We start from the raw sequence: 13,286 nt of genomic DNA on the forward strand, positions 1-13,286 counted from the left end.
CTACTGAGAGAAAGCGGATTTTTTATGGGCTTTCGTCGAATGACGCTTGAATTCTTCTTAAAAACACGCTATCGTTATAAAACGTAATGATTACGATTTAATTCAGGTAAAGGAGTTTTTGTGATGACGGATCGATATGAATGGGTGATTGTTGGCGGAGGAATTCATGGAATGACGGTATTCAATGCCTTACGTGAAAAAGGAATCGATCGGGAGATGATACGGATCATCGACCGTCATCGGCAACCATTGATGAACTGGCGGAAACAAACCGAACGGATCGGCATGCCTTACCTACGTTCAACTCGGGTGCACCACACTTCGACGAATCCGACGAGTCTCAGGCATCATGCGGAAGAACAGGATTATACACATCAAGCCTTCAAGGATACATACGGGCGACCATCCTTGGAATTATTCAACGACCACGCCCTTCAATTGGCGAAGCAAAATGAAGTGGAGGCGAGTTGGGTCCAAGGGGAAGTCACAGGACTAAGACGAGAGAGCGGAACGTGGATCGTCTCGACAGATGAAAGCGAGTTACGAGCAAACCATGTCGTTCTCGCTCTCGGACAATCGGAACATCACGTCATGCCAGAATGGGCGAAATCGGCGCGTCACGTTTTCTTATCAAAGCACGATACACCACCGGTCGTCATCATCGGAGGTGGGATTAGTGCTCTGCATCATACGATTCAATGTGCCGAGCGCTATCCCGGGCAGGTGACCCTTCTTTCACGACGTCCGCTCGAAAAAAGTGCGTTCGATGCCGATCGGAAGTTCATGGGACCAAAAGGATTGACACCATTCAAGTCCTTGTCGGCTAGTGAAAAACGAGCGTTGATCGTACAGGAGCGTCGCCCCGGAACGGCAACACAGGACTTGATTCAACGTGTTCGTCATCTGATTCGAGAAGGAATCATCACTCATGAGATCGGTGAAGTCGAGCAGGAAATCGGAAGCGGAGTGAAGCTGACAGATGGTCGTATTCTCACCGCTGAATCGATTATTTGCGCAACGGGTATCCGTCCGATGGTCGTCGAAGGATCTTGGCTTGAAGCGGTACAGCAAGAGTTGAAGCTGCCATTATCTCCTTGCCGGACACCATTACTAGATGAAGAAACCTTTGAATGGGGAGAGAATCTATTTGCGACAGGTAGCCTCGCTGACTTAACGGTTGGTCCGTTCGCTCGCTCGATTTACGGAGGACAAGCCGCAGCGCGTGCGATCGCCTCGACGATTGAAGCGAAACAGACAGAAATGCTCGTCTAACACTATATCGCTATCCCCGTAGACATTACGAGAAGTCATGTTTACGGGGATTTTAATGAAAAAAAGACAATCTTATCAATTCAACGAATTAGTCTAGTAAGATTTAACGCTAGTCGCTTGCTATCATCATGAAAGTAAGTTGACTCATTTGGGTGTAATTGGATAAAATGTAAAATTAGATGGAATTCAAAAAGGTACCCCGGACGGAGTACCTTAAACGTATTTATAGGAAAGCGAGTGGGTTGACACTGCTTGCTGCAGACGAACCGCTGTAGGTGTAGTTTCCACGGTGGATCTCGAAGTGCAGGTGAGATCCGAATGAGTTACCAGTGCTACCGACAGCTCCGATGTTCGCGCCTTTCGGGATTGATTGACCGACAAAGACAGAACGTTTGCTAAGGTGAGCATACACTGTTGTGTACGAAATACCGTTCACTTTATGTTCGACCATGACATGGTTACCATAAGCTCCCTGATATGATGATTTGATGACTTTTCCGGCAGCGGCTGCTTTAACGGGTGCTCCAGTCGGTGCTCCGAAATCGATGCCGTTATGGAACGTGTAGCCGTACTTACCGCTAGCATTCCCGTAGCCTTGCGTGATTGGTCCGCTTGTTGGACGCATGAATCCAGTCGATGAAGAGAACGAAGCTTTTTTCGCTGATTTATTAGAAGTACTGTACTTCTTGACGTAACCAGAATAGACGTAGCGTTTTTCACCTTTATGCACGATTTTCGTCCAGTTCCCTGTCTGACCGAGGTACTTGAATGTTTGACCCGCATTGACGCCGTCGACGATGCGGTGTTTCAATGATGGACCAGTCCGGACGCGGAGTCCGTCTGCTTTAATTTTTACTTTATACGATGAGCCAGAAGAGGCTTCAACTTTACCTGTACCCGTAGCTGCAAAACCTGAAACAACGAGGGCGCTCATTGCTAACGTCGTGATTGTTCGTTTCATGAATGTTCCTCCTAAGTTGAATATCTAGTGTTGTCGTCGGAATGACATCTATAGAAGTGGATGCGTTTAGTGTGTATTGAAGTGAGTGATGCGGTCATTTGACTAACGAGAGTATAGCATTCAAACATCAGACCTTTGTGTTTCAATTCGATTGCTAAAATATATTCTAATAACATTTGTTGTAATATTGAGTATCCATTCAATTCGAAAATCCTTTAAAATCAAGATGAATTTATGTTACAACGAGATGAATTTGATTACAAAATAGAATCGTGGGAAATGATGAGAAAGTATGGGAATCTAATAAGAAGAGAGTAGGTAATGGAATGGATTTGACGTTTACAGTAAATCAAAAAAAGCTTAACATTCGCGCAGTGGCGCTGTTGATTCAAGATGGACATCTTTTGATTCATCGTCAAGGAGAAGATGATTTTTGGTCATTACCGGGAGGGCGTGTCCAGTTCGGTGAAAGTGGTGCCAAAGCGATCGAACGTGAGATATTTGAAGAACTCGGTCAGTCGATTGAGCCACCGGTTTTCCGTTTCCTCCATGAAAATTTCTTTGAGTACGCCGATCACCAGTTTCATGAGCTAGGGATGTTTTATGAAGTCGTTTGCCGAGAGCCACTGCCATTTTCGACGGAAGACTTTTACGGTCCAGAAAGCGAAGGGTTGACGTATCGCTTCGTTCCATTCGACAAACTGGATCAGTATACGTTGTATCCAGGCGAATTATCAAAAATGCTTCAAACAAATATGTTTCCGACACTATTGACGAATGACATCTGACTTTTCTGGAAAAACGTTTATAGATGTATTGCAAGGGAATGGATAATCATGTAGTTCATTCAACAGTGATAAGGGAGCTGATCGTTCATGAGAGAAGAGCAGTTCGAAGTGATGCATCAAGAAGCACAAGGGCAGACGCAGGAAAAACAACCCGGTGTCGAGTACGCCATGAAACCAGAACCAATCTACGATGATCCAGATTATGTCGGTTCAGGAAAACTGACAGGGAAGGTCGCGCTGATCACGGGCGGGGACAGTGGAATCGGTCGTGCCGTCGCTGTCGCTTATGCGAAAGAAGGGGCAAACGTCGCGATTGTGTACTTAAATGAGGGGAAAGACGCTGAAAAAACTGTGGCAACCATCGAATCATACGGCGTCAAAGCATTAAAGATCGCGAAAGATATTAGTCGACCGGAACACGCACAACCAATCATCGATACCGTCATCGCAGAGTTTGGACAATTGAACATTCTCGTTAATAATGCCGGGAAACAATTCCCGCAAGATGATTTCCTCGCGATTACACCAGATCAATTGAAGGAAACGTTCGAGACGAATGTCTTTTCGATGTTTTATTTGATTCAGGCTGCGCTTCCACATTTGCATAAAGAAGATACGATCATTAATACCTCATCGGTGACGGCTTATCGTGGAGCACCGACGTTGATCGATTACTCAGCGACGAAAGGGGCAATCACGACATTGACACGTTCACTTGCCTCGAGCTTGATTGAGAAGGGAATCCGTGTTAATGCCGTCGCACCAGGTCCGATTTGGACACCGCTCATTCCAGCGACATTCTCGAAGGAAAAAGTCGAGGCGCATGGGGAAGATACGTTAATGAAACGCCGGGGACAACCGTCCGAAAATGCAGCGGCCTATGTCTATCTCGCCTCTCGCGATTCGAGTTACGTCACGGGTCAGACGATTCATATCAACGGCGGCGATTACATCACGTCTTAAGGGGGAAATCAAGATGAAGAAGAATCCGAATGAAGTGCCTGAACGCGAACCGGATCATCAACCGGACGAGATACCGCAGACACCACCGAGTGAGGTACCAGATACGCCACAGGAAGACCCGGTCCGTCAGCCGGAACCGGATACGTTCCCAGAACCAACCGAGATTCCGGATACACCGCAGGAAGATCCGAATCCCTATTAACGAGTAAAGTGACCATCATCCAAAATTGGATGATGGTTTTTTCGTGATAAAGAAGACAAACTATCTTGACAGTCAAACTGTATGGTGAGTATGATACAGAAGAGAAGTGTATTATTGTTTTAATACATTAAACAGGAAAGGGAGGTCTACCGATGCAGTTCGACCAAAGAAGCCCGGTGTACCTGCAGGTCGTCCGTTGGTTCAAACAACGAATCGCGACTGAGGAATTGCAAAGCGGGCAAGAAATCCCGTCCCGCCGCGAAATCGCCGCACAGCTCGGAATCAATCCGAATACCGCACAAAAAGCATACAAAGAGATGGAGGAGCAGCAATTGATTACAACAGAACGGAATGTCCCGAGTAAGATTACACGTGATTCACAAGTCGTTCAAAAAGTACGTGCCGAGATGCTGGAAGAAGCCGTCTCTGAATTCATCGATGCCGTCAAGGCAATTCAAATCCCACTTGATGAGGTCGTCTCGAAGGTCGAGACGGTCTATCAGGAAACGGAACGGAGGAAGATCGATGCTTGAAGTCCATGGCTTACAAAAGAAATACGGAAAAAAACCAGTTCTTCAAGGAGTATCGTTCTCGGTTCCGATGGATCAACTGACGTGTCTGATCGGTTTGAACGGTGAAGGAAAATCGACGATCCTGAAGGCAATCGCAGGTCTCGTCCCAGTCAACGCGGGAACAGTTCTCGTCGATGGCGAGGTCAATCGAAACAAGATTGCCTTCGTTCCGGATATCCAGACGATGCCCGGCTACATGACGGTCGGTGATGCGCTGACGTATATGGCGGATTATTACTCCGACTGGAACCAGGCGACAGCGGATGAACTGATGCGGATCTTCCAGCTGTTATCGACAGATAAAATTACGGACTTATCAAAAGGAAACCAGGCGAAGGTCAGTTTGATTCTTGGTTTTGCGCTCGATCGTCCGTACTTACTACTCGACGAACCATTCGCTGGGATCGATCTGTTTACGAAAGAACAGATTGCAGGACTATTCTCGAGTCACTTCATGGAAGGACGCGGTATCCTGATGACGACACACGAAATTCAGGAAATCGAGCACTTGATCGACCGGGTCGTCTTCTTGCAGGACGGTCGAATCATCGATGAGCATGAGACGGAAGAGATGCGAGAACTGTATGGGAAATCGGTTCAGGACCGGATGCGGGAGGTCTATCAGCGATGAAACAATACATACAATTGACGAACGAAGAGATTAAGCGGAGTTTTAAGCTTTATATGATTGTCGTGCTTGCTATGGTAGCAATTGAGCTGGTGTCGGTCGTTGCGCAAGTCATGTATCACGCACGGAAAGTTGAGAATTTCATGGAATTTAACCGAGTTTCTGTCACAGAAGCACTTAAACAAATTGATACACTCGGATACTCTGAGGCGTCCTCTTTCTTTAGCTATATGACTCTGATCGGAATGGCGATTGTTGTCATCTATGCGATTCAAATTTGGTATCGAGATTGGTTAGGAGAAACAAAGTATATTTATCGTTTATTGATGCTTCCAGGAAATCGGGCAAGCATTTTCTTCTCAAAATTGACGACAGTCTTTTTAATCATCGTAAGTTTTATTGGCATTCAGTGGTGTGTATTGCAATCAGGTTTTTATCTGTTTGATTGGTTGATTCAGCCGGAATATCAAAATCAAAGTGACTTAAGTCCAGTCCGAAACGTGATGAACGATTTTTATACGATGAATCTGATCGACTTAGGGATCATTCTCGCCATTTCACTATTCATCGTCAGTTTTATTTTCTTACTTATTCTAATTGAAAGATCATTCCGTAAAGGAAAAGCCATTATCAGAATTGGAATTGAAATTTTTGTTCCTGTTGCTTTAACGATTGGTATATTAGCGTTTTTAGATGAAACTCATATTTTACTTGAAACAGAAGAGTTAATTCTAACTATTGGGATAAGCTTGCTGTACTTCATGTATGTCATTTGGAAAAGTCTTCGACTATTGCAACAAAAAGTCACGGTGTGAGGAGTATACTATGCGAACCTATAAATATATATTGTGTTTGGGAGTCATTTGTATTTTGACACTTGGAGTGTATGTTGTGTACTCCTCTTCAATGGAAGAACCTGAATTTGCGGTACAAACGATACAAGGAAATCCAGATGATCAAACTGTAAAGCAACTTCAATTTGAATTTAATGATCCCGAAGCATATAGAACGAAATACAAAGTTAACTTGATGGGGAAAGTAAAGAAGAAACAATCGAATTACTTATCTGGTTTAACAATGGACTACTCAGGAGTGAGTAAGGCACCACGTGAATTCCGACAATTTATGAATCAAGAGGAAATATCAAAATATGAGCAAGACAAAAAGGTATTTGGATTACATGTCAATGAAGATGGATCATGGGATCTACAATCATGGAAACGTGGAACCGAAAAGGTGCAGACTTATTCTTTACCGAAACCGGCAAAGACAAAAGGGATCTACTATCGACCGTTTCAACAAACGAAGCAAAAATTATATGTCCAACGTATTGGCGATGTTGTACAAAAACCAGGTACAAATCATATCTATGTGATTGATTTAAAGAAAAAAACAGTCCAATTAATGGACTTACCATTTCAATTAACAGAAGAGGATGAGGTACTTGCCATCTATCAGAATCGTGTCTTATACCGAAAGATGACTAATGATGCTAAGACAAGAGTTTATCTGAGAGACAATTCAACAACGACACGATTAAAGTTGTTTGAAGTTGAAGACATGTGGGATACACGTGTGATAGACGAAGGTACCGTCGTAGGGATGACAGAGAACATGACCGAAACAAAAATCAAATGGTCGACGTTTGACTTACGAACAAAGCAATTCACGCAGCATCGTTATGATTTACCTAAACGAGATGCCAATGAAGTGCAACGACACACATCGGCAATCCTTGAGAACGATTTAGTGTATTCCTTCATCGAAACAAAGAAAAATGGCACATCTATCCTTGTTTTAGATGCACAGACTGAAGAAGTTCGATATGAGGGAACAATTAAATATGACATGCCTAAGAGTGACCTTCAACTCAACGGGATGACAATTAACTGAACTACGAAAAAAGTAAAATATTTGAAACCTCCTGTTTTCTTCCAACGTATAAAGATTATACAAAGGGGGAACTCACATGCAATTCTTGATTTTTGTCGTATTCGCAGGTGCTATGTATTGGTTCTACTACAATTTCTTACTTGGGTACCGTAAGAAAAACATCACGATGACGTTCGACGATCGGTTTTATTCACTCGACGAACATGTCGCAGCAATCGAACAAAAGCTCGCGACGGGCGGGCATTCGGCACGTTATCTCGGTGACCGTCGCTTTGAAGTTGATGGTAAACCTTATCTGTTCCTCGAGCGGACAGTCTCAGTCGGCGGGGTTCCGACACAACAGACGATTCTCGAGCAACAAAAAAAATAACTCTCCCCGTGCGGGAGAGTTTTATTTCGTTAGACCGGAATCCGGTCTAGGGGATGCGGTTGCTGCGACGAGCGATACCAGCGGATGATCCAGTGATCGATGCCGATGTGATACGCAAAGCGTCCTGCAGCAAGTAATGCGATTGATGCTGCTAAGAATACTGGATTCAACGCAATCGTCCCAGCGAGTAAGTAATTGAGATTCATGATACTACCGACGACCAGTGCAGGAACCGTCAACAGACTAAGAATCAACAGGATCCCGACGACGAGTTCCGCGAACGGAATCAAGGCGTTGATCAGCCCGACGTTCGGTAAGGCGAGTTGCTCGATCCACGTCGCATACCAGGAACTGACGAGTGCGTCTTCGCCAGCTGACTTCGCGAGCGCTCCTTCGAGAAACGGCTGTGCATCGAAGCCATTGATGTACTTACCGATTCCAGCGATGAACCACTGGATTCCGAGCCAGAGTCGGATGATCGTCAACAGACCGAGACCGATGATGTGTAATGCTTTCACTTTCAGACACTCCTCTACTACAACATAGTCCCCATCATACTGAAAAATCATCAGTGAGATGGGGACTATCATCATACCGTCATCGAACCGTCATCGACCTGTTACAAAAAAGGGTAAGGTAACGGTTTCATGACCGTTGATCGAGGCGATGACTGATTGTAGTTAATAAAGCAGCAACGAGCGCGACTAGTCCACCGACGAGTGCCGTGTTCATCATCGGACCGTTCGCATAGACGATGCCACCGAGTGCCGAACCAAAAGCAATCCCGACGTTACTCGCAACCGGCATCAATGAAGCAGCGAGTCCTTTTGCTTCCGGATTGAACTTTTCAGCGAGGTCAATCAAATAGATTTGTGTCGAAGTCGTCAGTAAAATCGACATCAACGACATCAAGGCGATGTTGAACAGACCAAGCGGAAGGGATGCTGTCGTGAAGTATAATGCAGCAAGGACGATTGCTTGCACGACGAAGACGAACCGTAAGCGTCCCATCGGATTTTTGCTGGCGATTTTACCGGCAAGGATGTTACTGAAGATCGAGACGACGCCGTAAGCGAGCAGGATCGGACTGATCCACGTCTTCGCAATCCCGAGTTCCGTTTGCAGGATCGGTACAAGGTACGTGTAGACGACGTAGGTTGCCCCGAATCCGAACGATGGAATAAAGAAAGCGATCAGGATCCGTGGGTTGGCGAGCAGTCCAAGCTGCTCCTTGATTGAACCGGAACCCATCGATTGCTGGACCGGAACGATTTTCCACACGGCGAGAAACGCGATCAATCCCATGACCGTCGTTAGCCAGAACGTGGCTTCAAAGCCAGCATGTTGACCAATAAAGGTTCCGATTGGGACACCGAGAACGTTCGCAAGTGTAAAACCACCGAAAATGAACGAGACGGCGACACCGCGTTTTGCGACAGGTACACCGTCACTGGCGACGACCATCGCGAGTGAAATCAAGACGCCGGTCAGGATCGCTGTCAGAATGCGGGTTGCGAGCAACACTTCGTAACTTGGAGCAAAACTACTGGCAAGGTTCAGCAAGACCCAGGCGAGTAAGAGACGTAGGATCAGACGACGCCGTTCCAGGTGACCGGTCAGCGACATGACGATCGGTGTACCGATTGCAAAGGAGATGGCAAAGGCTGAAACGAGCGTACCTGCTGTTGCGATCGTGATATCAAGGGCTGAGGAGATTTCAGCGAGGATCCCGACGATGACGAATTCGCTTGTTCCGAGAACGAACGTCAGGAGCGACAACGTGGCGATCAAGAGCCAATCGCGTCGACTTAAACGAGTAGTAGGTGACATGGATGATTCCTCAATTCTAGCGCTTGCGCGCGAAACTATGAGTAACAGGATAGCATGAAACGATTTCGTCGGGTATCGCAAAGCGAGATTTCGGGAAAAGAACCATTATTCGAAATAGCGTGTGAATTTCCAGGCTTGCTGTTTTTTGCGTATACTACAGAAGAAGACTACTTATAAAGGAGTGGAAACGATGCAAGCAACAGTGACATGGAACAAACAGATGGGGTTTAGTGGACAGACGGAATCAGGGCATCATCTGGCGATGGACGCAGCACCCGAAAACGGTGGTGAAAACCAAGCGCCACGACCAACTGAACTGCTACTACATGCCGTTGCCGGCTGTACTGGAATTGATATCGTCTCGATTTTAGAGAAGATGCGCTTGACGATCACCCATTTCGAAATGGATATCGAAGGAGAACGGGCAGAGGACCATCCGCGGCGTTTTACGTCGATCTCGATTCATTACCGGCTTGAAGGTGATCTCCCGGAAGATAAGGTCCGTCGCGCCATCTCGTTATCAAAGGATAAATATTGTTCGGTCTCGCAATCCTTGAACGCTGAGATTTCCGTCTATTATTCGATCAATGGTGTGCGGAGCGAGGATCCTTTGTGAAGAAAGTTGTACTGATCGGTTGTCTGTTGCTTGCAGGGTGTGCACAGGAGACGACGGAACCAACGAAACCATCACAACCGGAAACGAAGCAACCGACAGAAGAAAAGAAACCGAAGCCTGAGCCGACGAAAGAAGAACGACAACAAGCAAAACTAAAGCAGCAACTTAAAGCGATGTCGACGTCAGAAAAGATCGATCAACTGCTCTACATCGGAGTCGCCGGCACAGAACTTTCAGCAGCTGACCGGAAATTGTTACAGACGCATGCGATTGGCGGGGTCTTACTGCTCGGCGGAAACATTACGTCGGAAGAGCAACTCTTGACGTTCACGCGTGCGATTCAAGAGACGAACCAAAAACCGTATGCGTTCGTCGGGATTGATGAAGAAGGCGGACGGGTCAGCCGGGTACCGGATCAACGATTACGGTTACCGACGAGTCAACGGATAGCGCAAGGAGCAGATGAAGTGAAAATGGAAGACGTCGGACGTACGCTCGGACATTTGTCACAATTTTATGGTTTCAACATGGACTTCGCGCCGGTCCTTGACGTCAACAGTAATCCGAACAATCCGATCATCGGCGACCGTGCGTTAAGTGCTGATCCGAATACTGTCGCGACGCTTGGTACGGCCCTGATGCACGGGATGCAGGAGACGGGAACGATTCCGGTCGTCAAACATTTTCCCGGTCACGGCAATACGAGTGTCGATTCCCATGTCGGGCTACCGAAAGTGACGGCATCAAAGGAAGAATTGAAGCGGACGGAACTGTTACCGTTTAAAGAAGCGATCCAAGAGGGCGCCGAGATGGTAATGGTCGCCCATATTCTCTATCCCGCGTACGACGATACGAATCCGTCCTCGCTCTCAAAGCCGATCTTGACTGACCTCTTGCGTCAGCAACTCGGATTCAACGGTGTCATCATCACGGATGATCTCGTCATGGGAGCGATCACGAAACAATATGGTCTCGCAGAAGCGGCACGTCAGTCGCTCGTCAATGGAGCTGATATGGCGATGTTTTCAGAGGCAGGTGCTTACGCAAAAGTTCATGCTGAAGTGATGCAAGCCGTCAAAGACCAAACGCTGACGCCGGAGATGCTCGATGCTAAAGTAATGCGCATCCTGAAGCTAAAGCAGACGTATGCCGACAGCCAAGAGCAACAGCGACCGACGAAATCGGAGCTGATTCAGCAAGTGGAAGCGCTCAACTAGGACTAGCGAAGCAAAGCGACTCATGCTAGACTAATGGGGCAAGCCAATTAAACACGAAAAGACACTAGGGGAGTCTCCCAGCAGACTGAGACGGAAGTATCCGGACCCTTTGAACCTGATCTAGTTCGTACTAGCGGAGGGAAGTGGCTCGAAACCCTAGATATCCTTAGCGCTTCAGCGCATTTTCGGACCACTCCCTTCAACATCGGGAGTGGTCCTTTTTCGTATGGAAAGGAAGAACATGATGCGTTTACATCTGATTTCGACGGGATCCATTCATCCGCTTGACGAAATAAAGACCTTTCAATCACTTCAACCCTATACGGATCAGCTGCATCTACGTGAACCGAACTTATCGGCGGCAGAATTACTTGATCTGATTGAAGCACTCCTTGGGCATGGTTATTCGCCTGAACAGTTAACGGTTCATGACCGGGTCGACGTCGCCCATGTCGCCGGCATCGGTGTGCAGCTGACGCGCCGTTCCTTGCGTGTCCGCGATGTGCGACGTCATTTTCCGAATCTCGTCATCGGGAAATCGGTCCATTCACTAGCAGAGGCACTGGCAGCAGAAGCGGAAGGAGCCGACCGACTGCTGTACGGTCATATTTATCCGACAGCGTCGAAGCCGGACGTGCCACCACGAGGGATCGACGCATTAAAGCAAGTCGTCACCTTCACGACGAAACCAGTCATTGCGATCGGTGGGATTACACCAGAATGCATGCCTGAAATCGCAGCGACCGGTGCAACCGGAATCGCCGTCTTATCGGGTATTCTCGGCCAATCGGATCCACTCGCCGCCGTCAAGCGTTATCAGGGGGTTCGCGTATGACGAATCACATCATCATCGGCGGTGGAGTCATCGGTTTGACGCTTGCTTACGGTCTCGCCTGTCAGAATGAATCCGTCGTCGTCTTAGAACGTGGAACATGCGGACAAGGGACAAGCCGAGCGGCTGCCGGGATGCTTGCGACCGACATCGAGCTGAGAGCGGAATTGCATGCACTTGCCGCACGTAGTCGTCGTCTGTATCCGCTGCTTGCACGTCGTCTCAAGCGAGAAACAGGTATCGATTGTGGGTACCGGGAACAACCGTTTTTGTTGAAACGTAAAGGACGCGAGCATCTGTTTCCAGCGGTCGGTCAAATCGATCCACGACGACTGACGACTGCATTGATGTATGCCTTACACGCACGTGGCATATCGATTGAAGAACAGGTGGAGGTCACACGCATCGAAGAGAACGATGACTTCATTAGGATCGAATCGAATGCGGGAACGTGGACCGGACGAACGGTGACGGTCGCTGCCGGACGGGGTTCGCAAGCCTTGCTCGATACAGCTGACATTTCGATCGCGACATATGGGGTCAAAGGGGAATGTCTCGCAGTCCGTCTCGCGGGTCAGCCGTTACGCTCGATTCTGTTTGATGAAGCCGCCTACCTCGTTCCGAAAGCAGACGGTCGGATTTTGATCGGTGCGACCGAACTGCCGCACGACGAGACGGTCGGTGTCAGTGTCGCTGGACTCACGTCATTGCTTCAAGCAGCAGAACGACTGTATCCACCGATTCGTGACGCAGTCATCGAAGAAGTCTGGTCCGGTGTACGACCGCAAACAGCGTCCGGCTTGCCATATATCGGAGTCGCCGATTCATCCCGTCGGATCTTCATGGCGACAGGGCATCATCGGCATGGCATATTACTCGCACCGGCGACAGCGGAAGTCTTGGTAAATACATTACGGTTGATCCAAAAGGAGGAAGTCCGATGAACATTACGATTAACGGCAATGACCACACGATCGAACAGATTAAAACAATTGAGGACATGCTAACGCAACTCGGCTTAGGGGAAAAGCTCGTCATCGTCGAACAGAATCGACAAATCATCGATCGCGCGGTGTATGGTCAGACGGTCGTTCGGGACAATGACACATTTGAAATTGTTCATTTCGTAGGAGGAGGATAAA

At 47.5% G+C, this 13,286-nt stretch carries 17 protein-coding genes and 1 riboswitch; of the genes, 14 read left to right on the forward strand and 3 right to left on the reverse strand.

Going from position 1 to position 13,286, the window contains the following annotated elements; genetic code table 11:
• The first annotated feature begins 123 nt into the window (after window positions 1-123).
• Window positions 124-1,272 (forward strand): FAD/NAD(P)-binding protein, encoded by a 1,149-nt coding sequence (locus tag ASF99_RS04855; RefSeq protein ID WP_055967259.1) that lies wholly within the window; start codon window positions 124-126, stop codon window positions 1,270-1,272.
• Window positions 1,273-1,495: 223 nt separating this feature from the next.
• Here ASF99_RS04855 and ASF99_RS04860 read toward each other — a convergent pair whose 3' ends face one another.
• Complete coding sequence (locus ASF99_RS04860) at window positions 1,496-2,233, reverse strand: peptidoglycan DD-metalloendopeptidase family protein (protein WP_055967262.1); 738 nt, start codon at window positions 2,231-2,233, stop codon at window positions 1,496-1,498.
• Between the two features lie 326 nt (window positions 2,234-2,559).
• Here ASF99_RS04860 and ASF99_RS04865 point away from each other — a divergent pair, with 326 nt between their 5' ends.
• The 8 genes from ASF99_RS04865 (at window position 2,560) to ASF99_RS04900 (ending at window position 7,649) form a co-directional block, all read left to right on the forward strand.
• Window positions 2,560-3,021, forward strand: a complete 462-nt coding sequence (locus tag ASF99_RS04865; protein ID WP_055967265.1) for an NUDIX hydrolase — start codon at window positions 2,560-2,562, stop codon at window positions 3,019-3,021.
• Window positions 3,022-3,108: 87 nt separating this feature from the next.
• Window positions 3,109-3,984, forward strand: coding sequence for an SDR family oxidoreductase (locus ASF99_RS04870; protein WP_055967268.1), 876 nt, complete (start codon window positions 3,109-3,111; stop codon window positions 3,982-3,984).
• Between the two features lie 13 nt (window positions 3,985-3,997).
• Window positions 3,998-4,186, forward strand: coding sequence for a hypothetical protein (locus ASF99_RS04875; RefSeq protein ID WP_029341324.1), 189 nt, complete (start codon window positions 3,998-4,000; stop codon window positions 4,184-4,186).
• A gap of 152 nt (window positions 4,187-4,338) precedes the next feature.
• Entirely contained in the window at window positions 4,339-4,719 is a 381-nt protein-coding gene (locus tag ASF99_RS04880; protein WP_055967272.1) for a GntR family transcriptional regulator, read from the forward strand.
• Window positions 4,712-5,389, forward strand: a complete 678-nt coding sequence (locus ASF99_RS04885; RefSeq protein WP_055967275.1) for an ATP-binding cassette domain-containing protein — start codon at window positions 4,712-4,714, stop codon at window positions 5,387-5,389. The genes ASF99_RS04880 and ASF99_RS04885 overlap by 8 nt, the downstream gene beginning before the upstream one ends.
• Window positions 5,386-6,201 (forward strand): hypothetical protein, encoded by an 816-nt coding sequence (locus tag ASF99_RS04890; RefSeq protein ID WP_055967278.1) that lies wholly within the window; start codon window positions 5,386-5,388, stop codon window positions 6,199-6,201. The genes ASF99_RS04885 and ASF99_RS04890 overlap by 4 nt, the downstream gene beginning before the upstream one ends.
• Window positions 6,202-6,211: 10 nt before the next feature.
• Window positions 6,212-7,279 (forward strand): hypothetical protein, encoded by a 1,068-nt coding sequence (locus ASF99_RS04895; RefSeq protein WP_235515866.1) that lies wholly within the window; start codon window positions 6,212-6,214, stop codon window positions 7,277-7,279.
• Window positions 7,280-7,355: 76 nt separating this feature from the next.
• Window positions 7,356-7,649, forward strand: coding sequence for a hypothetical protein (locus tag ASF99_RS04900; protein WP_055967286.1), 294 nt, complete (start codon window positions 7,356-7,358; stop codon window positions 7,647-7,649).
• A gap of 29 nt (window positions 7,650-7,678) precedes the next feature.
• Here ASF99_RS04900 and ASF99_RS04905 read toward each other — a convergent pair whose 3' ends face one another.
• Together ASF99_RS04905 and ASF99_RS04910 are read right to left on the reverse strand one after the other, a co-directional pair.
• Window positions 7,679-8,167 (reverse strand): DoxX family membrane protein, encoded by a 489-nt coding sequence (locus ASF99_RS04905; RefSeq protein ID WP_055967289.1) that lies wholly within the window; start codon window positions 8,165-8,167, stop codon window positions 7,679-7,681.
• Between the two features lie 127 nt (window positions 8,168-8,294).
• Window positions 8,295-9,479: an MFS transporter gene (locus ASF99_RS04910; RefSeq protein WP_055967292.1), complete on the reverse strand. Its 1,185-nt coding sequence runs from the start codon at window positions 9,477-9,479 to the stop codon at window positions 8,295-8,297.
• A 190-nt stretch (window positions 9,480-9,669) separates the two neighbouring features.
• Between ASF99_RS04910 and ASF99_RS04915 the strand changes: the two genes are divergently transcribed.
• From ASF99_RS04915 to thiS, 5 genes are all read left to right on the forward strand, one after another.
• Window positions 9,670-10,095 (forward strand): OsmC family protein, encoded by a 426-nt coding sequence (locus tag ASF99_RS04915; protein WP_023467853.1) that lies wholly within the window; start codon window positions 9,670-9,672, stop codon window positions 10,093-10,095.
• Complete coding sequence (gene nagZ / locus ASF99_RS04920) at window positions 10,092-11,312, forward strand: beta-N-acetylhexosaminidase (RefSeq protein ID WP_055967295.1); 1,221 nt, start codon at window positions 10,092-10,094, stop codon at window positions 11,310-11,312. Before ASF99_RS04915 ends, nagZ begins: the two co-directional genes overlap by 4 nt.
• A gap of 56 nt (window positions 11,313-11,368) precedes the next feature.
• A riboswitch (TPP riboswitch) is annotated at window positions 11,369-11,471 on the forward strand.
• Between the two features lie 82 nt (window positions 11,472-11,553).
• Entirely contained in the window at window positions 11,554-12,147 is a 594-nt protein-coding gene (locus ASF99_RS04925) for a thiamine phosphate synthase (protein WP_055967297.1), read from the forward strand.
• Entirely contained in the window at window positions 12,144-13,088 is a 945-nt protein-coding gene (locus ASF99_RS04930; RefSeq protein WP_055967300.1) for an FAD-dependent oxidoreductase, read from the forward strand. Before ASF99_RS04925 ends, ASF99_RS04930 begins: the two co-directional genes overlap by 4 nt.
• A complete protein-coding gene (thiS, locus tag ASF99_RS04935) occupies window positions 13,085-13,285 on the forward strand; it encodes a sulfur carrier protein ThiS (protein ID WP_055967304.1) in 201 nt (66 codons plus the stop codon). Before ASF99_RS04930 ends, thiS begins: the two co-directional genes overlap by 4 nt.
• The last annotated feature ends 1 nt before the right edge of the window (window position 13,286 follow it).

Source organism: Exiguobacterium sp. Leaf187 (genome assembly GCF_001423925.1).
GTDB lineage: Bacteria > Bacillota > Bacilli > Exiguobacteriales > Exiguobacteriaceae > Exiguobacterium_A > Exiguobacterium_A indicum.